We start from the raw sequence: 18,737 nt of genomic DNA, 5'->3' as shown, positions 1-18,737 counted from the left end.
TTTTAAGATAGCAGCTCATACAACTGCAAATGTATAAGGAGCTAATTATGAATATAACATTACCTGATGGTGGTAAAATAGAACTAGAAGATAATTCTACTATATTAGATGCTGCCAAAAAAATCTCTAACAGCCTCGCAAAAAAAGCAGTAGCAGGTGTTGTTAATGATAAAATTGTTGATTTAAATACTGCACTCCATAATGAAGATAATATAAAAATATTAACAGAATCTGATAAGGAAGCATTAGAGATACTTAGACACTCTACAGCTCACTTAATGGCTCAGGCTGTTTTAAGGCTTTATCCTGAAACAAAAGTTACTATTGGACCTGTTGTAGAAAACGGCTTCTATTATGATTTTGACAGAGACACTCCATTTACTGTGGAAGATTTAGAAAAAATAGAAAAGGAAATGGCAAAAATCTCTGCTGAAAATATTGCTGTTACTAGAAAAGAAATATCTTCCAGTGAAGCAATAGACCGTTTCACAAAAGAAGATGAAAAATATAAAGTTGAAATTATTAAAGATTTAGGTGTTGATACAGTTTCTCTTTATGAACAGGGTGATTTTACTGACCTTTGCCGTGGTCCGCATATATCATCTACTGGCAAAATAAAGCATTTCAAACTGTTATCAGTTGCTGGAGCATACTGGCGAGGTGATGAAAAAAATAAACAGCTTCAAAGAATATATGGCACATCATGGTTTTCTAAAAAAGAGCTTGATGACTATTTAAATATGCTTGAAGAAGCTAAAAAACGCGACCACAGACGCCTTGGCAAACAGCTTAAACTTTTTACAATAGAAGAAGATGCAGGAGCAGGTTTTCCTATATATCTGCCGCGTGGTGGTATGCTTAGAGCAGTTTTAGAGCAGTTTGAAAGGGAAGAACATATCAAAAGAGGTTATGACATAGTTTACGGTCCTACAATACTTAAAAAAGACTTGTGGGTATGCTCAGGACACTATGATAACTATAAGGAAAATATGTATTTTACAGAGATAGATGGTGTGGAATTTGGCATTAAACCAATGAACTGCTTATCTCACATTATGATATATAAAAATGATTTACACAGTTACAGAGATTTACCATTAAGATATTTTGAGCTTGGCTCAGTGCACAGGCACGAAAAATCAGGTGTGTTACATGGACTTATGCGTGTTAGAGCATTTACTCAAGATGATGCACATATTTTCTGCCGTCAAGACCAGCTTTTAGAAGAAATCACAAACATATTAGATTTTGTTAAAACTGTAATGGATATTTTTGGTTTTGAATTTATACATACAGTATCTACAAGACCAGAAGAAAAATTTATAGGCTCAGTTGAAGTATGGGATACTGCAACAAAAGCATTGATTGATGCCCTTGAAGATAAAGGTTTGAAATATACAATTAATGAAGGTGATGGTGCTTTCTATGGCCCTAAAATTGATATTAAATTAAAAGATGCTATTGGCAGACTTTGGCAGTGTGCAACTATCCAGTGCGATTTTAACCTGCCAGAAAGATTTGATTTAAGCTATATTGGTCAAGATGGTGAAAAACACCGCCCAGTTATGCTGCACAGGGTTATATTAGGTTCTGTTGATAGATTTTTAGGGGTATTAATTGAGCACTTTGCTGGAGCTTTTCCTGTATGGATTTCCCCTGTTCAAGTTAAAATAATGAATATTACAGATGAAAGTGCAGAATATGCAGAAACTTTATACAGAAAATTAAAACAGGCTGGCATAAGAGTAGAAAAAGATTTAAGAAATGAAAAAATAGGCTACAAAATCAGAGAAGCACAAATGGAAAAAGTGCCGCATATGATAGTTGTTGGAAACAATGAAATGAATGAAAATAAAGTTTCTGTCCGTTTAAGAAATGGAGAAACAAAAAATAATCTTGATTTTTCTGCATATATTAGTGTATTACAATCATTAGTAGATTCAAAATCTCTTGAATTGTGGGCTGAATAATATTATATATATAGGCTAGAAAGGTTTTTAAGGGAATTATTTCTCTTATGGAGGTGTATCATACCGTCAGTTAAAGATGGAGACAAAGAAAGGATTAATGATGAGATAACTGCCACAGAAGTTCGTCTTATTGATGACAGTGGACAGGCTCTAGGTATCTTATCGTTACATGAAGCAATTAGTGCTGCTAAGGATAAAGGACTGGATTTAGTGGAAGTTGCTGCTAATGCAAAGCCGCCTGTATGTCGTATTATGGACTACAGCAAATACAAGTTTGAAAAAAACAAAAAAGAAAAAGAGGCTCGCAAAAAACAGCGTCAACATCAGGTTGATATTAAAGAAATTAAATTCCGCCCTAAAATTGAAGAGCATGATTATAATGTTAAATTAAAACATATAAGACGCTTTTTAACTGATGGTGATAAAGTCAAGATAATTATCCGCTATCGCGGCAGAGAAATAATGTTTCTTGACTCTGGCACCGAACTTTTAAATAAAATCTCAGTAGATGTAGAAGATTTAGGCACTATGGAGAAAAAACCTGAAATATTAGGCAAACAGCAGATGATAATTATTGCCCCAAAGGCAGCTAAATAAACGCTTAATTTTGTAAAGCTAGAAACTATAAAGGAGTCAACATGGCTATGCACAAAGTGAAAACCCATAAGGGTGCAAAAAAACGCTTTAAAATTAGTGCTAATGGTAAGCTCATCTTCAAAAAACAAGGAATGAGACACATTGCTACTGGTTTAAGTAGAAAGCGTAAGCGTCAGTTAAAAGAAACAGGCGTTATCACTGACACAGTGGCTGCAAACATGCGCCGCATTATGCCTTATGCTTAAGATTATTATCTTATAACTTAATCCGCTATGTATACGGCATTAGGCCGCCGTATGACAGGCAAAAACAAATAACCTAAGTCAAAAAGAGACTTAACAAGGAGGAACAAGTGCCTAGAGCTAAAGGTGGTTATAAAACCAGAAGAAGAAGAAAAAACATACTTGCATTAGCAAAAGGATTCAGAGGCAGAAGAAGGACAGTTTATAATATTGCCCGCCCTACTGTTGAGAGAGCTTTATGCTATGCTTACAGAGACAGACGCAGGAAAAAAAGAGATATGAGAAGATTATGGATTACTCGTCTTTCTGCTGCTGCTAAATTAAACAATACTTCATACAGCAAACTTATGGGTAATCTGAAAAAAGCTGGTATAGATTTAAACCGTAAAGTTCTTTCAGAAATGGCTATAAATGCTCCTGAAGCTTTTACAGAATTAGTAAAAAGCATTACAAAATAAGTTTATATAAAACTTATAAATTTAAAAGCTCTAATTGTAAGAGTAAACCAAATTTTTGGACAAATTTTATAATTTTATATGGTTTGAGTTCTGTATTTTACAGAACTCCTGCCATTTCATCTAAGCCGTATCATACAAGTTCGCTATTTTAATGTTAAACAATAAAGATAATCTTATTTAGTGTATGTAAAATAATTATAAAAATAATGAAAGTAAATAAGTCATACTGAGGCTTTGGCGAAGTATCTAAAACAAATAATTTAAATATATTATACACTATTGCAATATATATAATTATAGATTTTTCGCTACGCTCAAATGATAATATGTGAATTATTGTGATAATTATATATAGTTTACTATAATAAATGTGAGTATATAATAATTTATTCATGATAATAACTATTATGTCCTACTAAGCTTGACTTTTAAGCGAAGTATCTAAAAACAATAAATAATTTAAACATATTATACACTATTGCAATATATATAATTTAGATTTTTCGCTATGCTCAAATGATAATATGTGAATTACTGTGATAATTATATATTGTTTACCATAATAAATGTGAGTATATAACACTTTATTCATGATAATAACTATTACGATTTTGTATTACTGAGCTTGACTTTTAAGCGAAGTATCTAAAAACAATAAATAATTTAAACATATTATACACTATTGCAATATATATAATTTAGATTTTTCGCCTATAAAATCAGGCTCAAAATGACTTATACACAAGATTTTGAGTAAATCTAGAACACATTAAGCTAGATATATTTAAACTATGATAATGTCTTAATAAGTCAGAAACATTTGTATTAATATGTTTTATCTAATACTATTCCAGCTAATATTTTCACTTCCAGCCACTCTCTCAAAGAAATCTTGTCCCAGCAAAAACACTCGCATTGTGCTGCAGCCTGCTATGCTTAAAACTTTCAGACAAGCAAATCATTCCATAAAAATACTTTGCATACTGGTTGAAGATTTTATATAGTAAAATAATATGGGAATATCAGCTAAATCTAATAAAGAGCATTATTAAATATATGTAAAATCTTGATACGGATATTTAATAACTTTTTTATAATACAATTATAGTATATACTATCTGGATACAATATATACTCATTATAAATAAATTGAAAAAATATATAAAAGGAAATAAAAATAATAATAAATACAGAAATAAAGTATCAGGAAGATAAAAAAGGGGCTTTTAAAAGCCCCTTAAATTATTGTTTGATTTCTTCTACAAATTCAATTATTGCCATTTCAGCATTATCGCCCTGACGACGACCAGTTTTTAATACTCTAGTATATCCGCCATTTCTGTCTTTGAAAACAGGAGCAATTTCATGGAAAAGTTTTCTAACACTTACAGCATGTGGGAGTTTTTTAAGAGCTAATCTTCTTGCAGGAACATCGCCTTTTTTAGCAAGAGTGATTAATGGCTCCACAACACCTCTTAAAACTTTTGCTTTATCAAGTGTAGTTTCAATTTTACCATTTTCTATTAAAGACACTGTCATATTACGAAAAGTAGCAATACGGTGAGATGTCTTCATTCTAAACTTGTTATTAACCACATTGTGTCTCATTATTCAACCTCAGTATCCTTTTTCTTATAGCCTAAACTCTCTAAATCCATACCAAGGCTTAAACCTAAGTCAGAAAGAACTTTTTTAATTTCTTCCAGTGATTTTCTGCCAAAGTTTTTAGTTTTCAGCATTTCACCATCAGTTTTGCTGCACAGCTCATGGAGAGTTTTAATATTAGCATTTTTAAGACAGTTATATGCACGAACAGAAAGCTCTAATTCTTCAATACTGTTATCAAGCATTTCAAGAATCTGGCTGTTTCCTCTGTTCTCTTCAACATCTGCCTCTTCTTCATCTTTTTCTTCAAAGTTTATAAACTGAGTCATGTAGTCTTTAACTATTTTTGCTGCAAAAGCCATTGCTTCTTCTGGTCTAACAGAACCATCAGTATCAATTTCTAATATCAGCTTATCATAATCAGTACTTTGCCCAACACGAGCATTTTCTACATGATAATTTACTCTTTTAATTGGAGTAAATATAGCGTCAACAGGCATTATATCAATTTCGTTATTGAATTTATTTTCAAATTCGCCGCTAGGAACATATCCAATACCTCTTTCTACAATAAGCTCCATATATAAATCAAGGTTATCATCGCTTATTGTTAAAATATGTTGTTCTGGGTCAAGCACTTCTACTGTGCCGTCGCTCTGGATATCTCCTGCAGTAACAGGACCTTTGCCTTTTTTCTTAATAAAAACCTTAGTCTGTTCTGGTATACAAGAACATAATGTAAGGTCTTTAATATTTAAGAGAATCTCTACTACATCCTCAATGACGCCTGGAATAGTTGAAAACTCATTTGTAACTCCGGAAATACGCACACCAACAACGGCTGTGCCTTCAATAGAAGAAAGCATAACTCGTCTTAAAGCGTTACCAATAGTTGTTCCAAACCCTTTTTCATATGGCTCAATAATAAATTTGCCAGAAGTGCTTGAAATCTGACCAACCGGTTCAATACTTTTAGGTTTTATTAAATTCCTAAAATTCATCATTATCATAGGTAATGCATCCTCCGCTTTAAAAGCGTTATTTAGAGTAGAGCTCTACGATGAGCGATTCCTGAATATCGTAAGCGATATCAGTTCTTTCTGGCAGACGGTTAATTTCTGCTTTAAAGTTTTGCTTATCTAGAGTTATCCATTCTGGAATTCCTCTACCTACAGCAGTATCAAGAGATTCAATTATTCTTGCATGGTTTCTGCTTTTTTCTTTAACTTCTACTACCATTCCAGATTTAACTAAGAATGATGGAATACTTACTTTTTTGCCATTTACAGTAAAATGTTCATGTTTTACCATCTGACGAGCTTCTTTACGGCTTGAAGCAAAACCTGCTCTGTAAACAACATTATCAAGACGGCGTTCTAAAAATTGAAGTAAAATTTCACCTGTAATGCCTTCAACAGAAGACGCTTTCTCAAAATATCTGCGGAATTGAGATTCTAATACGCCGTAAATTCTTTTTGCTTTTTGTTTTTCACGAAGCTGAACACCATAGTCGCTTAATTTTTTATGCATTTTGCCATGTTGACCTGGTGCGTATTCTTTTCTTTCAAAAGCACATTTGTCTTTGTAACAACGCTCACCTTTAAGAAAAAGCTTCATATTTTCGCGTCTGCATAGTTTGCAGTTTGCACCTGTATATCTAGCCAAGGTATCCTCTCCTAAACTCTTCTTTTCTTAATAGGACGGCATCCGTTATGTGGAACGGGTGTAATGTCTCTAATAACAGTAATCTTGATTCCAGCTGCTTGAATTGCTCTAATAGCACTTTCTCTACCAGAACCCGGACCTTTAATACTAACTTCAACTTCTCTCATACCGAAATCAACAGCTTTTTTAGCTGCATTTTCAGCTGCAAGTTGAGCAGCAAAAGGAGTGGATTTCCTTGAGTTTTTAAAATTTTCTGTTCCGCCAGTTGCCCAGCATACTACATTACCTTTTACATCAGTAAAAGCAACATGAGTGTTGTTAAATGTAGAATTAATATGAGCTATACCCCTTGGGACGCTCTTTTTCTCTTTTTTACCTGATTTTCTAGGACCTGCCATGGTTCCTCCAAAGTAGCATTTTGACAGACTATTAACATGCATTGAATACCCTTTAACAAGTAGTCCAGCTAATATCTGTGCAGTGTCTTATAATAAGACCACTATCAAGTTTTACTTCCTTTTTATACCGCGTTTACCAGCAAGACCACGACGAGTTCTTGCATTAGAACGAGTTTTTTGCCCTCTAACTGGAAGACCCATTTTATGTCTCCAGCCGCGGTAACAGTTTATTTCCATAAGGCGTTTGATAGCAAGGCCGATTTCTTTGCGTAAATCACCTTCCACCTTATAGTTTTCCTCTAATAATTTTCTGATTGAGGAAATTTCCTGCTCTGTTAACTCAGCCACTCTCTTGTTGCTATCGATACCTGTTTCTTCGATAAGTTTGCGGGCTGTTCTTCTACCTACTCCATAAATGTAGGTAAGACCGATTTCTACTTTCTTGTTATTTGGAATGTCAACTCCGGCTACTCGCGCCACTATCCGCCTCCTTAGCCTTGTCTCTGTTTGTGGCGGGGATTTTCACAGATTATTCTGATTACCCCTTTCCTTTTCACAATCTTGCATTTGCTGCAAATCGGTTTAACGCTAGCTCTTACTTTCATTTGTCTGCTCCGTTTATTTCTGCCGATATGTTATTCTGCCCTTCGTCAAATCATAAGGTGAAAGTTCAACAGTTACTTTATCACCAGGTAAGATTCTGATGAAGTTCATTCTCATCTTGCCTGATAAATGGGCAAGTATGGTATGTTGATTTTCAAGAGTAACTTTAAACTGAGCATTTGGCAGTGCCTCTGCTACTATGCCTGATGTTTCAATAACGTCATCTTTTTTACTCATTATGTTCTCTTCTCCTCAACACTGCGTTGTGAAACCAAAATTTAGGCTTCATCTTCAATTGTTAGAATAAGCGGTTTATCATTTGTAACTACCACTGTATTCTCATAGTGAGCTGCAATAGAATTATCCACAGTAACTGCTGTCCATTTATCTGCTAACACTTTAATGGAATAGTTACCATAAGTAACCATTGGCTCAATTGCCAATACCGCACCAGACTTTAATCTAAAACCACGGTTTGGCCTGCCATAGTTTGGAATAGATGGTTCTTCATGCATATTTCTTCCAACTCCATGCCCTTGGTATTCTCTAACAACACCAAAACCAGCCGCTTCAACATGGGTTTGGATAGCGTGAGAAATATCAGAAATTCTGTTTCCCACTTTTGCAAACTCTATGCCTTTAAAAAAAGCCTCTTTTGTAACTTTTATAAGACACTCTGCTTCCGCACTAATATTCCCAACAGGGAATGTTCTGCAAGCATCACTGTGAAAGCCGTTTTTATTGGCTACCACATCAACACTTATAATGTCGCCATCTTTCAGTATAGTGTTATCATCTGGTATTCCATGCACTACAACATTATTAACAGATGTGCAGCATGAACCCGGAAAACCATAATAACCTTTGCTTGATGGTATGGCGGACATTGAGTATATAACATCTTCTACCAGTTTGTCAACATCTTTTGTTGAAATTCCCGGCTTAATGTAACTTTTTAACTGTTTAAAGACTTCTTTAACAACTAAAGAAGCCTCTTTTATTTTTTCTATCTCACTTTTAGAGTATAAAACAACCATTATTTAAGTATTTCCTCTATTTCAGCAAATACTGTATCAGGTGCTTTTGTGCCGTCAACTATAAATAATTTACCAGTTGATTTATAGTATGATTTTAAAGCATCAGCCTGTTCGTGGAAAACTTCTAAGCGTTTTTTAACAGTTTCTTCTTTATCATCATCTCTTTGTATAAGCGGTGTTTTACCATCTTCTGCCATTCCCTCAACAGCAGGTGGGTTATATTTAACATGGTATATTTTACCAGTAACAGGGCTTGTTCTTCTGCCAGTAATTCTTTCTACTATATATTCATCAGGCACTTCAAGACTTATAATATGAGTAATTTCTGTTTTCATATCTTCTTGAAGCATAATATCTAAACTTTTCGCCTGAGCTAATGTTCTTGGAAAACCATCTAATATAAATCCATTTTTGCAGTCAGGCTGAGCAAGCCTTTCTTTCATTAAGCCTATAATGATTTCATCAGTTACAAGTTTACCATTATCCATATACTCTTTTGCAACTTTTCCAAGTGGTGAGCCTGCTTTAACAGCTGCTCTTAACATATCACCAGTAGAGATTTGTATGATACCATACTTCTTAATAATAAACTCAGACTGTGTTCCTTTGCCTGCACCAGGTGCACCTAAAAATACAATGTTTTTCATGACCAATTTCTCCCTCTAATGCGGCCTTTTTTAAGAAAGCCGTCATAGTTATGAGTAAGTAAGTGAGATTCTATCTTTTGAATAACATCAAGACCAACACCCACTACAATTAAAAGACTTGTTCCGCCAAAATAGAAAGGAAGTCCAAATGCTCTAATAAATAACTGCGGCATAACAGAAACTACTGCTAAATATATTGCACCTACAAATGTAAGGCGTGTAAGCACATAGTCTATATAGTTAGCTGTTTCAATACCAGGGCGTTTGCCCGGCATTACACCTCCTGATTTATTAATATTATCTGCAATATCTGTTGGATTGAAGATAATTGATGTATAAAAATATGTAAAGAATACAATTAAAATTAATTCTAATACATAATATACTGGATATTCTGGCGAAAAGAAAAAGTTAGTTTTTTGCACCAGTGGGTCCTGCGGCATAAATGTTGCAAGTGTAGCAGGAAGTGTGATTAATGTAGAAGCAAAGATTATAGGAATAACACCTGCTGGGTTTAGCCTTAATGGCAAATAAGAATTGCCTGCATTAACAGTGCCGCCAGCATTACCTTTACGAACATATTGAATAGGCAGTCTTCTTTGGGAAGTCTCCATAAATACAATAGCTATAAAAGCACCAACCATAATTGCAGCAGCTATAATTAATGGAATAATTTGAATTGTGCCAGTTTCCATTAATGAATAAGTATTTATAACTGCACCAGGAAATGATGATATAATACCTGCCATAATGATTAATGACATACCATTACCAACACCATAAGATGTTATTTTTTCACCAAGCCATACTAAAAACATAGTGCCAGTTGTAAGAGTTAATGTTGCAATAAATCTAAACTGCCAGCCATCCATAAAAACAATTGGTGAGCCATCTGGTGCTCTCATATTTTCAATACCTATTGATATTGCAAGACCTTGAATAACTGCAACAACAACTGTTAAATATCTTGTATATTTTGTTATTTTAGCCCTGCCCTCGCTGCCTCTCTTTTTAAGCTCAGCAAGAGTAGGAATAACAACAGCTAAAAGTTCCATAATGATTGATGCTGAAATGTAAGGCATAACACCCATTGCAAAAACTGTAAGTTTTTCTAATGCACCACCTGTAAACATATCAAAGAAACCTAGTAAACTGTTACCTGCATTTTGAAAAAATTGAGATAATGCATGACCATTAACACCGGGAGTAGGCACATGTGCACCTATACGAAACACTGCTAGAAGCATTAAGGTCATTAAAATACGCTTTCTTAATTCTGGAATAGAAAATATTTCCTCAATTTTCTTAAACATTTTGTCCGCCTTTAATTAAATAAAATACACTATAAAGAAATTTGATACCATATATAAAAAGATTTTGCAAATAAAATATTGAAATCTGCAAAAAAAAATGGCTCTATACAGTATTACACCTATATATACTACATAGAGCATTTAAAAATTTGCTTATAATATTATTTTATAATGGTTCGTGGTTTCCTGTTGGAAGTTACCACAACTGCCCCCATTATAAGCCATATTCCAAAAATCAGTAAACTCATTTACAAAATATTCATAATAAACAGTCACAATTTCATATCATAAGAGTCATTTTCACCAGTGTATACTGGTTATTATATTATATATTAATATATGCAACAATGAATAACTATATATATTTTTTATTCATTAAAACAGTTTATTATATCATTAAATTTATCTGTTAGAGATTTTATTTTTTTTTGAAGTTCTACATTTACTGCTTGTTGGCTATTAATGATACGCTCTTCCATAATATTATACCAATTACCTTTATTATTTCTCCATTTATTCTTAAATCCAATTCTTTCTACAGCATTAATTATTTTTTTATAATTTGTTTGTTGGATTTCATTATTATTTATATCTGGAAATGTAACTTGTAGATATAAATCAGTATATTCTTTTTTTGGTTCAATTGATATTGTAAGTATATAATTATCTCTGTCACTATTTGCACCACATATTAGCTTATCTTTTATATCATCACTACATATTGGAATTATAATTATATAGTGCTTATCTAAATACTTCCTAACTATTTCACATCCATATATACTATCTCTTTCTAATATTTCAGAAATCAAATATGTATAATAATATTCTGGCAAGCCATACTGTAGTATTTTATCTAATGCTTCTTTATGCGCCACATATAATTTTCTGCATAAATCTATCATTTCTTTATCTATACTGCCCATAATATATCTCCCTATTATTTCTTCATATTGTCTTATAATTACACCTATCTCAAATTTAATTTGATTTTCCTGTAATACACAATTTAGAACACTATAAATCATACTATATGTTATATGAATATATCCTTTATATTTTTCTTTTCTTTCTTTTTCTGGAGTAAGAAATAAAAATATCCTGTTATAATCACTATATTTTTCATCTATATAATTTTTATAATCTTCTAACTGATTATCACCTTCTCCACTCCATATTTTATTTTCAATAATAAAAATTACTTTATTATTTTTACTTTCCATTAAAATATCTATTCTTCTGCCGTTATCTATTGTATATTCTCTATATACTTCTAAATCAGAATAATCTAGTAAAAGCAGGCTTATATACTCTGCTTCTTTTTTTGAAAGCTGTATAAGCAATTCTTTTAATGCTATATTATTAAGCTCATGACTTTCATAAGGACTAAAAAGCCAAGCCAAAAAATTTGAATGAATTTTTTCTTTCTCACATATATTTAATATTTTAAAAATATTAACATCATCTTTTTTATGTGTTAGTCTTTTAAAATCATAAGATGATAACAAATCTCTTATTTGTTCTTTTAAGCTGTATTCGCTCATATTTTTCCATCCCAATATTATATATTTTTTAAAATTATTATTATGCTGCTTTATAAATTAAAACTGCTTTTAATCCACTTGATATATGAATATTCTGTCAAATAGAATTATTGACTTTGCTGTTATTTTATGAATATACATAATATCATCACAAATATTTTATGGAATATATCTTTCACTAAACAGTCTACCGTTTTACTCTATTATTTTAAGGTGTTGATATAGAAACATCTACATATTTTATACATATTTATAGATAAATATTTGATAAAAAAAGAATAATTAATATAAAAAAAGCCACCTTATAAAAGGCGGCTTCTATGAAAAGATTTATTTGTCTTTTTTAGCAGTATATTTTACTTTTTCAATTAACTTGATTTCGCCGCCTGCTTTTTTGATTTTTTCTTCTGCAGATTTTGAAACTTTATCAACTTCAAAAGTTAATTTTTTAGTTAATTCGCCATTGCCTAATATTTTGATGCCGTCTTCATTGCAGTGAACTAATCTTCTTGATTTTAAATTTTCAGCATTAACTACTTCGCCTGCTTCAAATCTTTCTTCAATATCTGCTAAATTAACTATTTCATAAACTGTAGCAAATTGAGTATTGTTAAAGCCTCTTTTTGGAATACGGCGAAGTAATGGCATTTGACCGCCTTCAAATCCCCCGCGAACCTGCCCGCTTTTTCTAGCATTCTGTCCCTTGTTACCGCGTCCGCCAGTAGTTCCCTGACCGCTGCCTGTTCCTCTGCCTCTGCGTTTTCTTTCTTTGTTAGCACCATGTCCTGGTCTAAGGTCATTAAGTTGCATTCTATTCTCCTAAATTTAACGACTTACTCGCTTTTCTCTAACGCAAGCCGCTATTAATGAAATAGTAATGTATAATAATTAATTTTAAAAGTAAAGTAAAAATTTTAAATATATAATGTAAAATCTAAAAACGATTGCAACATTTTAAGCAGTTGTTTAAGTTCTCATAAAATATATCATTAGCCGATTTATAATTAAATAATTTTCTAGGATAATTATTCATCCAGTCTTGTATTTTTTTAATATAAGCAGCTGAAAAGTTTTTAATATCAGTTTTCTTTTTAATAAATTTCCTTATAAGTTTATTATTATTCTCATTACTTCCCCTCTCCCAAGAGCAATAAGGGTGAGCATAATAAATAGTTGTTCGTTTAGATACTTTATCATACACTGATTTTTCTAAACCTGCCATATCTAAAAATTCTACACCATTATCTACTGTTATGCTCTTAAATATTAAGCTGAATTTATCTTTATACTTTCTTTCTAACTTATCTAATGCTGCTATTATACTTTTCTGTGTTTTATTTCTTAATTTGATTATTATTTCAAACCGTGATACTCGTTCTGTAAGCACCAGTAAGGCTGATTTACTGCCTTGTTTGCCCACCACTGTATCCATCTCCCAATTGCCATATAGTCGCTCTTTCAGTTCAAATGGTCGTTCGTCTATACTTCTGCCGCGTGTATTATTATAGGCTGTTCGTGGATTACTTTTACATTGTTTAGTATATTTTCTATATTCTATACTTTCTAATAGTCCTAATGATATATAGTTATATATTGTTTGGGTACTTATTGTTGATATACACTGATGCCTTAACTCTCCAGATATAACATCTGGGGAATACTTCTCATCTAACTTACTCTGTATATAGTCTAATAAGCCATATTCAATGTTATATTGTAATTTCCTACCTGTTTTACTCATTAAACCTTGCCTTATATTTAGAGAATAGTATGCACTATATTCTTTCCTTACACTCAAGTCACTGTTGAGAAATTCCACTGTCCCTCGCTTTATTTCTCGGTATATCGTGCTTTTAGACCTGCATAATATCTACGCTATTTCCAACACACTAACTTTGGATTTCAACAGACCTTCTAATTTATAACACTCAAATGCATTTAAGTGTTTATTTTTACGATTTTTTGGTGTAGTATCCATTTGTGGTTGTTACCTCTCTTACTTTATTTTTTAGCTAAAAAATATTATTTTATTTAAAGAGTTTTAACAACCACTTTTTTATTTATTCACTTTTTCGCAATCGTTTTTAGATTTTACCATTTTAAATATATAAAAATGTATTAATTGGTTCGCAATTTTTATTAATCTGTTTATCTAATACTATATTATAGGTTGCATTTTACAATATAGATATTTCGCCTTTTGGGTTCAATATGATATAATTGAGATATTTTTATTATTCAGAGTAATGCCATATAATGCCTATTCTGAAGTATTGCCGAAACATATTGTGTTTATAGAGCATTTAATACTGCGAAATTGTTAGGATACTATATAAAATTTTTAGTAAGTATATAAGGAATGATAAAATTTATGGGGCTTTATGCCCCATAAATTATTTATTATTTTTAATAATGTCTGAAATTTCAAGACCGCGTGCTGATGCAACCTGATCTATTGTTCTTAAATTTTTAAATCCATTCATAGCAGCATATAAAGAGTTATATGGATTTCTGCTTCTAACAGATTTAGCAAGAATATTGTGGATACCAGCAAGTTCAAATAATGAACGAACTGCTCCACCAGCAATGATACCGGTACCAGGAGCAGCTGGCTTCATAATAATTTCACTTGCTCCAAATTTACCAATAATTTCGTGCGGGATACTGCCTTTTGCAACTGGAATAGCTACCATATTTTTCTTAGCATTATCCATAGCTTTACGAATAGCATCAGGCACTTCTCTTGCTTTACCATGACCGATACCTACATTACCATTGTGGTCACCAACTACAACAAGGGCTGTAAACTTGAATATGCGTCCACCCTTAACAACTTTTGTAACTCTGCCAATGTGAACAACTTTATCAGATAATTGTTTTTCTTCTGTACTCAAATCATACCCCCTAATTAGAATTCAAGACCAGCTTCGCGTGCGCTGTCTGCTAATGCTTTTATTCTGCCATGATATATAAAGCCACCTCTATCAAATACAACTGCCTGCACACCTTTTTCTTTAGCGCGTTTAGCAACTGTTTCGCCAATAGTTTTAGCAACTTCAATGTTTAATTTACCACCGAATTTTGCACGGAACTCTTTCTCAAGAGAGCTTGCTGAAACAATAGTTTCCCCAGTTTTATCATTGATAACCTGAGCATATATGTTTGTATTACTTTTAAATACAGCAAGGCGTGGACGAGACTCTGTCCCGCGGATTTTTTTTCTTAATCTGATATGACGCCTAACGCGTCCGTCAGCTTTATTCAACCTGCTCACTATCTGCTCTCCTTATTTTTTACCAGATTTACCAGCTTTCATAGCAACATATTCACCTGCATAACGGATACCTTTACCTTTGTATGGCTCTGGTTTTCTTATTTTGCGGATATTTGCTGCAACTTGACCAACAAGCTGTTTATCTATACCTTTTACTGAGATTTTAGTAGTTCCATCAACTGAAAACTCTATACCTTCTGGTGCTTTAAATATAACTGGGTGAGAAAAGCCCATAGAAAGGTCTAAATCTTTACCTTTCATAACAACTTTATAACCTACACCGATTATTTCAAGATTTTTAGAAAATCCGTTAGTTACACCTTCAACCATGTTAGCAATAAGTGTTCTGAAAAGTCCATGTTTTTGTCTTAAACCAATTGAACCATCAGCACATTCCACTATTACTTGAGACCCGTCAACTTTAACAATGATACCTTCACTAATTTCTTGTGACAGTTTCCCTTTTGGACCTTCTACCTTAACAAGAAAGCCCTCAACATTTACTTTTACCCCCGCCGGAATAGTAATTGGTGTTTTACCAATACGAGATACTTTAACTTTCGGCTTTTGGGCTGTTTGACTATTTTGTGCCATAATAATACTCCAATTACCAAACTTGACAGAGATATTCGCCGCCTACTTTTTCATTAAGGCATTGTTTCACTGTTTTAATACCAGCAGATGTAGATATAATACCATTACCTAAGCCGCCTAATACAAGAGTTAAGTTTTTAGTATTTACATAAACTCTTCTACCCGGTTTAGATATACGCTTTAATCCACGGATAACAGACTCATTCATATCGTTATATTTTAAATAAACTATAATGTCTTTTTTATTGCCGTTTGTAACAACTCTGTAATTTTTTATATAACCTTCATCTCTAAAGATAGCTGCAATGCTTTCTTTTATTTTTGAATAAGGTATTGTAACTTCTGAATGCTTAACCATTAATGCATTACGCATACGCGCAAGCATATCAGCAATAGGGTCAGTCAATCTCATTATACTGCTCCTCCAATCCTACCAGCTTGACTTGCGAACACCTGGTATATCACCATTTAACGCAAGTTTACGGAAACACATACGGCACATATTAAACCGTCTCATAAAAGCACGCGGACGACCACAAAGTGGGCATCTATTATTTTTACGCACTTGAAATTTTTTCTTTTCAAAAGCACTGTTATATTTCGCAGTAGTAGCCATTCATATCCTCCTACTTAAGCGAAAGGCATACCAAGAGCTTTAAGCAGTTCCCTGCCTTCCTCATCGGTTTTAGCCGTCGTAGTAATAATTACATCTAATCCGCGTACTTTATCTATTTTATCGTAATCAATTTCCGGGAAGATAATTTGTTCCTTAACACCCACAGCATAGTTGCCACGGCCATCAAATGATTTTGGACTTACACCTTTAAAGTCACGAACGCGTGCAAGTGCTATATTGAAAAATCTTTGTAAAAATTCATACATAACATTGTGACGCAAAGTAACTTTACAACCAATAGCCTGACCTTCACGGATTTTGAAACCAGCTATTGATTTTTTAGCTCTTGTAACAACTGGTTTTTGACCAGCTATTTTAGTCATATCATTGATAGCATGTTCAAGAACTTTTGCATTTGCAGCTGCTTCACCTACACCCATATTAAGAACAACTTTTTCAATTACAGGCACTTGATTAATGTTTTTGTAAGAAAAAGTTTTCATCATGTGGGGAACAACTTCTTTGAGATACTTCTCTTTTAATTCAGTCATATCTTTCCACCTATGCCTTATCAATAACTTCATTACATTTTTTGCAATAGCGAACTTTTTTGCCGTTTTCTAAAAACTTAACACCTAAACGAACGCCTGTTTTGCAATTACTGCAATGATACATTACATTAGAGATGGAAAACGGCATATTCTTTTCCACTATACCGCCATCCGGGTTAGTTTGGTTAGGACGAGTGTGGCGTTTTACAACATTCACATTCTCTACAACCACTTGACCTTTCTCTTTATCTAAACTTATTATTTTAGATACTGTTTTTTTGTTTTTACCAGCTATAACAACAACTGGATCATCTTTTTTAAGTTTATATTTTATAGGCATTCTTAACTCCTATAATACTTCAGGTGCCATAGAAACTATTTTAAGGAAACCTTTACCCCTTAATTCTCTGGCAACTGGACCGAAAACGCGTGTGCCTATTGGCTCATTTTGTTTGTTTAATAAAACTGCTGCATTATCGTCAAATTTAATATATGTTCCGTCTGCACGGCGTTTTTCTTTAGCTGTGCGAACAACAACAGCACGAACAACCGCACCTTTTTTAATATTACTGTCTGGGCTAGCTTCTTTTACACTTGCCACTATAATGTCGCCGACTTTACCATAGCGTTTGCGAGAACCACCTATCACTTTAATACACATGATTTCTCGCGCACCAGAGTTATCAGCAACTGTCATACGAGATTGAACTTGAATCATTAAACAGTCTCCTCGCCTGTAGACTCAACAGAGCGGGTAATGATGCTCTCGATTCTCCAGCGTTTATTCTTACTAAGTGGTCTTGTTTCAACTATTTGAACAAAATCACCTACTCTTGCAGTATTTTCTTCATCATGAACAAAGAAAGTTTTACTGCGTTTGATGAATTTTTTATACATTGGATGCAGGATTTGACGCTCTACTTTAACAGTAACTGTCTTCTGCATTTTATCGCTTACGACTATGCCGCGGCGAACTTTCCTACGCCCTCTACTTTCCATTTGCAACCTCTTGCTTACGACGCTCAGCTAGTATTGTTTTAATACGAGCAATATCCTTGCGAGTTTGTTTAATTTTAGATGTATCTTCAAGCTCGCCTGTAGAAAGTTTAAAACGGAGACGGAAAGAATCTTCTCTCAGTTCCGCTTCTTTTTTCATTAATTCTTCTGTGCTTAATTCACGAATTTCAGCTGCTTTCACTATTTCACCTCTTCTGATGCTGCTTTTGCAATAACTTTGCATCTAACAGGCAGTTTATGAGCTGCACGGCGGAAAGCTTCTCTAGCTAATGCTTCATCTACTCCACCAATTTCATATAAAACTGTTCCCTCTTTAATAGGAGCAACATACCCTTCCAGAGGACCTTTACCTTTACCCATACGAACTTCAGCTGGTCGTTTAGTAATAGGTTTGTGTGGAAATATTCTAATTACTACATCACCACCACGCTTTAAGTAACGGTTAATGGCGATACGAGCCGCTTCAATTTGACGGCTTGTTATTTTTGCTTTATCTTCGCTTACTAAACCGAAATCACCATATACAACAGTATTACCTTTTTGAGCTTTACCTTTAATACGGCCTTTAAACATTTTGCGGTATTTGGTTTTCTTTGGCATTAACAT

Annotated in this window: 28 protein-coding genes; 4 read left to right on the top strand and 24 right to left on the bottom strand. The window is 33.2% G+C overall.

Features of this window, described 5'->3' with window-relative positions; all coding sequences use genetic code 11:
- Positions 1 to 47 precede the first annotated feature (47 nt).
- From thrS to rplT, 4 genes are all read left to right on the top strand, one after another.
- On the top strand, positions 48 to 1,970 hold the full coding sequence (thrS, locus tag N508_RS09535; RefSeq protein WP_023276850.1) for a threonine--tRNA ligase: 1,923 nt from the start codon (positions 48 to 50) through the stop codon (positions 1,968 to 1,970).
- A 6-nt stretch (positions 1,971 to 1,976) separates the two neighbouring features.
- Complete coding sequence (gene infC / locus N508_RS09530; RefSeq protein WP_350028807.1) at positions 1,977 to 2,567, top strand: translation initiation factor IF-3; 591 nt, start codon at positions 1,977 to 1,979, stop codon at positions 2,565 to 2,567.
- Between the two features lie 41 nt (positions 2,568 to 2,608).
- Entirely contained in the window at positions 2,609 to 2,812 is a 204-nt protein-coding gene (rpmI, locus tag N508_RS09525; RefSeq protein WP_023276848.1) for a 50S ribosomal protein L35, read from the top strand.
- A 107-nt stretch (positions 2,813 to 2,919) separates the two neighbouring features.
- Positions 2,920 to 3,267, top strand: coding sequence for a 50S ribosomal protein L20 (gene rplT / locus N508_RS09520; RefSeq protein WP_023276847.1), 348 nt, complete (start codon positions 2,920 to 2,922; stop codon positions 3,265 to 3,267).
- Positions 3,268 to 4,509: 1,242 nt separating this feature from the next.
- Here the strand turns inward: rplT and rplQ are convergent.
- From rplQ to rplP, 24 genes are all read right to left on the bottom strand, one after another.
- The gene (gene rplQ, locus N508_RS09515; protein WP_023276846.1) at positions 4,510 to 4,875 is read right to left on the bottom strand and encodes a 50S ribosomal protein L17; all 366 of its coding nucleotides are present in this window, start codon (positions 4,873 to 4,875) and stop codon (positions 4,510 to 4,512) included.
- Positions 4,875 to 5,882, bottom strand: a complete 1,008-nt coding sequence (locus tag N508_RS09510; RefSeq protein WP_023276845.1) for a DNA-directed RNA polymerase subunit alpha — start codon at positions 5,880 to 5,882, stop codon at positions 4,875 to 4,877. The genes rplQ and N508_RS09510 overlap by 1 nt, the downstream gene beginning before the upstream one ends.
- A gap of 28 nt (positions 5,883 to 5,910) precedes the next feature.
- Positions 5,911 to 6,537 (bottom strand): 30S ribosomal protein S4, encoded by a 627-nt coding sequence (rpsD, locus tag N508_RS09505; protein ID WP_023276844.1) that lies wholly within the window; start codon positions 6,535 to 6,537, stop codon positions 5,911 to 5,913.
- Between the two features lie 11 nt (positions 6,538 to 6,548).
- Positions 6,549 to 6,935 carry a 30S ribosomal protein S11 gene (gene rpsK / locus N508_RS09500; protein ID WP_023276843.1) on the bottom strand — a complete coding sequence of 129 codons (387 nt, stop codon included), beginning with the start codon at positions 6,933 to 6,935 and terminating at the stop codon, positions 6,549 to 6,551.
- 111 nt (positions 6,936 to 7,046) lie between these two features.
- Positions 7,047 to 7,415, bottom strand: a complete 369-nt coding sequence (gene rpsM, locus N508_RS09495) for a 30S ribosomal protein S13 (protein WP_023276842.1) — start codon at positions 7,413 to 7,415, stop codon at positions 7,047 to 7,049.
- Between the two features lie 11 nt (positions 7,416 to 7,426).
- Positions 7,427 to 7,540, bottom strand: a complete 114-nt coding sequence (rpmJ, locus tag N508_RS09490) for a 50S ribosomal protein L36 (protein WP_076653971.1) — start codon at positions 7,538 to 7,540, stop codon at positions 7,427 to 7,429.
- Between the two features lie 13 nt (positions 7,541 to 7,553).
- The gene (gene infA / locus N508_RS09485; protein ID WP_023276841.1) at positions 7,554 to 7,775 is read right to left on the bottom strand and encodes a translation initiation factor IF-1; all 222 of its coding nucleotides are present in this window, start codon (positions 7,773 to 7,775) and stop codon (positions 7,554 to 7,556) included.
- A gap of 41 nt (positions 7,776 to 7,816) precedes the next feature.
- Positions 7,817 to 8,575 (bottom strand): type I methionyl aminopeptidase, encoded by a 759-nt coding sequence (map, locus tag N508_RS09480; RefSeq protein ID WP_023276840.1) that lies wholly within the window; start codon positions 8,573 to 8,575, stop codon positions 7,817 to 7,819.
- Positions 8,575 to 9,222 (bottom strand): adenylate kinase, encoded by a 648-nt coding sequence (locus tag N508_RS09475; RefSeq protein ID WP_023276839.1) that lies wholly within the window; start codon positions 9,220 to 9,222, stop codon positions 8,575 to 8,577. The genes map and N508_RS09475 overlap by 1 nt, the downstream gene beginning before the upstream one ends.
- Positions 9,219 to 10,535: a preprotein translocase subunit SecY gene (gene secY / locus N508_RS09470; protein ID WP_023276838.1), complete on the bottom strand. Its 1,317-nt coding sequence runs from the start codon at positions 10,533 to 10,535 to the stop codon at positions 9,219 to 9,221. The genes N508_RS09475 and secY overlap by 4 nt, the downstream gene beginning before the upstream one ends.
- A gap of 368 nt (positions 10,536 to 10,903) precedes the next feature.
- Entirely contained in the window at positions 10,904 to 12,079 is a 1,176-nt protein-coding gene (locus N508_RS09465) for a PDDEXK-like family protein (protein WP_023276837.1), read from the bottom strand.
- A gap of 330 nt (positions 12,080 to 12,409) precedes the next feature.
- Positions 12,410 to 12,889: a 50S ribosomal protein L15 gene (gene rplO / locus N508_RS09460; RefSeq protein ID WP_023276836.1), complete on the bottom strand. Its 480-nt coding sequence runs from the start codon at positions 12,887 to 12,889 to the stop codon at positions 12,410 to 12,412.
- A 124-nt stretch (positions 12,890 to 13,013) separates the two neighbouring features.
- Positions 13,014 to 13,898, bottom strand: coding sequence for an IS30 family transposase (locus N508_RS09455; protein ID WP_179077821.1), 885 nt, complete (start codon positions 13,896 to 13,898; stop codon positions 13,014 to 13,016).
- 574 nt (positions 13,899 to 14,472) lie between these two features.
- Entirely contained in the window at positions 14,473 to 14,973 is a 501-nt protein-coding gene (gene rpsE / locus N508_RS09450; RefSeq protein WP_023276835.1) for a 30S ribosomal protein S5, read from the bottom strand.
- A 14-nt stretch (positions 14,974 to 14,987) separates the two neighbouring features.
- Positions 14,988 to 15,356 (bottom strand): 50S ribosomal protein L18, encoded by a 369-nt coding sequence (gene rplR / locus N508_RS09445; protein WP_040637381.1) that lies wholly within the window; start codon positions 15,354 to 15,356, stop codon positions 14,988 to 14,990.
- A gap of 9 nt (positions 15,357 to 15,365) precedes the next feature.
- Complete coding sequence (gene rplF / locus N508_RS09440) at positions 15,366 to 15,947, bottom strand: 50S ribosomal protein L6 (RefSeq protein WP_023276833.1); 582 nt, start codon at positions 15,945 to 15,947, stop codon at positions 15,366 to 15,368.
- A gap of 13 nt (positions 15,948 to 15,960) precedes the next feature.
- A complete protein-coding gene (gene rpsH / locus N508_RS09435) occupies positions 15,961 to 16,359 on the bottom strand; it encodes a 30S ribosomal protein S8 (protein WP_023276832.1) in 399 nt (132 codons plus the stop codon).
- An 18-nt stretch (positions 16,360 to 16,377) separates the two neighbouring features.
- The gene (locus N508_RS09430) at positions 16,378 to 16,563 is read right to left on the bottom strand and encodes a type Z 30S ribosomal protein S14 (RefSeq protein WP_023276831.1); all 186 of its coding nucleotides are present in this window, start codon (positions 16,561 to 16,563) and stop codon (positions 16,378 to 16,380) included.
- A 14-nt stretch (positions 16,564 to 16,577) separates the two neighbouring features.
- Positions 16,578 to 17,114 (bottom strand): 50S ribosomal protein L5, encoded by a 537-nt coding sequence (gene rplE, locus N508_RS09425; RefSeq protein WP_023276830.1) that lies wholly within the window; start codon positions 17,112 to 17,114, stop codon positions 16,578 to 16,580.
- Between the two features lie 10 nt (positions 17,115 to 17,124).
- Entirely contained in the window at positions 17,125 to 17,454 is a 330-nt protein-coding gene (gene rplX / locus N508_RS09420) for a 50S ribosomal protein L24 (protein WP_023276829.1), read from the bottom strand.
- A 9-nt stretch (positions 17,455 to 17,463) separates the two neighbouring features.
- The gene (gene rplN, locus N508_RS09415) at positions 17,464 to 17,832 is read right to left on the bottom strand and encodes a 50S ribosomal protein L14 (RefSeq protein WP_023276828.1); all 369 of its coding nucleotides are present in this window, start codon (positions 17,830 to 17,832) and stop codon (positions 17,464 to 17,466) included.
- On the bottom strand, positions 17,832 to 18,113 hold the full coding sequence (gene rpsQ / locus N508_RS09410) for a 30S ribosomal protein S17 (protein ID WP_023276827.1): 282 nt from the start codon (positions 18,111 to 18,113) through the stop codon (positions 17,832 to 17,834). Before rpsQ ends, rplN begins: the two co-directional genes overlap by 1 nt.
- Positions 18,103 to 18,315, bottom strand: coding sequence for a 50S ribosomal protein L29 (gene rpmC / locus N508_RS09405; RefSeq protein ID WP_040637397.1), 213 nt, complete (start codon positions 18,313 to 18,315; stop codon positions 18,103 to 18,105). The genes rpsQ and rpmC overlap by 11 nt, the downstream gene beginning before the upstream one ends.
- Complete coding sequence (gene rplP / locus N508_RS09400; protein ID WP_023276825.1) at positions 18,312 to 18,737, bottom strand: 50S ribosomal protein L16; 426 nt, start codon at positions 18,735 to 18,737, stop codon at positions 18,312 to 18,314. Before rplP ends, rpmC begins: the two co-directional genes overlap by 4 nt.

The organism is Mucispirillum schaedleri ASF457 (assembly GCF_000487995.2).
GTDB classification, from domain to species: Bacteria; Chrysiogenota; Deferribacteres; order Deferribacterales; family Mucispirillaceae; genus Mucispirillum; species Mucispirillum schaedleri.
Note: the sequence above shows the minus strand (reverse complement) of the source record. Positions and strands in the feature narration are given on the sequence as shown.

Excerpts from the sequence above, each read along its gene's own strand:
- rplN (WP_023276828.1), bottom strand. The coding sequence starts at position 17,832 with ATGATTCAAGTTCAATCTCGTATGACAGTTGCTGATAACTCTGGTGCG.
- rplE (WP_023276830.1), bottom strand. The coding sequence starts at position 17,114 with ATGACTGAATTAAAAGAGAAGTATCTCAAAGAAGTTGTTCCCCACATG.
- map (WP_023276840.1), bottom strand. The coding sequence starts at position 8,575 with ATGGTTGTTTTATACTCTAAAAGTGAGATAGAAAAAATAAAAGAGGCT.
- N508_RS09465 (WP_023276837.1), bottom strand. The coding sequence starts at position 12,079 with ATGAGCGAATACAGCTTAAAAGAACAAATAAGAGATTTGTTATCATCT.
- rpmJ (WP_076653971.1), bottom strand. The coding sequence starts at position 7,540 with ATGAAAGTAAGAGCTAGCGTTAAACCGATTTGCAGCAAATGCAAGATT.
- N508_RS09430 (WP_023276831.1), bottom strand. The coding sequence starts at position 16,563 with ATGGCTACTACTGCGAAATATAACAGTGCTTTTGAAAAGAAAAAATTT.
- thrS (WP_023276850.1), top strand. The coding sequence starts at position 48 with ATGAATATAACATTACCTGATGGTGGTAAAATAGAACTAGAAGATAAT.
- rpsQ (WP_023276827.1), bottom strand. The coding sequence starts at position 18,113 with ATGGAAAGTAGAGGGCGTAGGAAAGTTCGCCGCGGCATAGTCGTAAGC.
- rpsH (WP_023276832.1), bottom strand. The coding sequence starts at position 16,359 with ATGAGATTGACTGACCCTATTGCTGATATGCTTGCGCGTATGCGTAAT.
- rplP (WP_023276825.1), bottom strand. The coding sequence starts at position 18,737 with ATGTTAATGCCAAAGAAAACCAAATACCGCAAAATGTTTAAAGGCCGT.
- rplX (WP_023276829.1), bottom strand. The coding sequence starts at position 17,454 with ATGCCTATAAAATATAAACTTAAAAAAGATGATCCAGTTGTTGTTATA.
- N508_RS09510 (WP_023276845.1), bottom strand. The coding sequence starts at position 5,882 with ATGATAATGATGAATTTTAGGAATTTAATAAAACCTAAAAGTATTGAA.
- rplO (WP_023276836.1), bottom strand. The coding sequence starts at position 12,889 with ATGCAACTTAATGACCTTAGACCAGGACATGGTGCTAACAAAGAAAGA.
- rpsK (WP_023276843.1), bottom strand. The coding sequence starts at position 6,935 with ATGGCAGGTCCTAGAAAATCAGGTAAAAAAGAGAAAAAGAGCGTCCCA.
- infA (WP_023276841.1), bottom strand. The coding sequence starts at position 7,775 with ATGAGTAAAAAAGATGACGTTATTGAAACATCAGGCATAGTAGCAGAG.
- rplQ (WP_023276846.1), bottom strand. The coding sequence starts at position 4,875 with ATGAGACACAATGTGGTTAATAACAAGTTTAGAATGAAGACATCTCAC.
- N508_RS09475 (WP_023276839.1), bottom strand. The coding sequence starts at position 9,222 with ATGAAAAACATTGTATTTTTAGGTGCACCTGGTGCAGGCAAAGGAACA.
- rpmI (WP_023276848.1), top strand. The coding sequence starts at position 2,609 with ATGGCTATGCACAAAGTGAAAACCCATAAGGGTGCAAAAAAACGCTTT.
- secY (WP_023276838.1), bottom strand. The coding sequence starts at position 10,535 with ATGTTTAAGAAAATTGAGGAAATATTTTCTATTCCAGAATTAAGAAAG.
- rplF (WP_023276833.1), bottom strand. The coding sequence starts at position 15,947 with ATGGCACAAAATAGTCAAACAGCCCAAAAGCCGAAAGTTAAAGTATCT.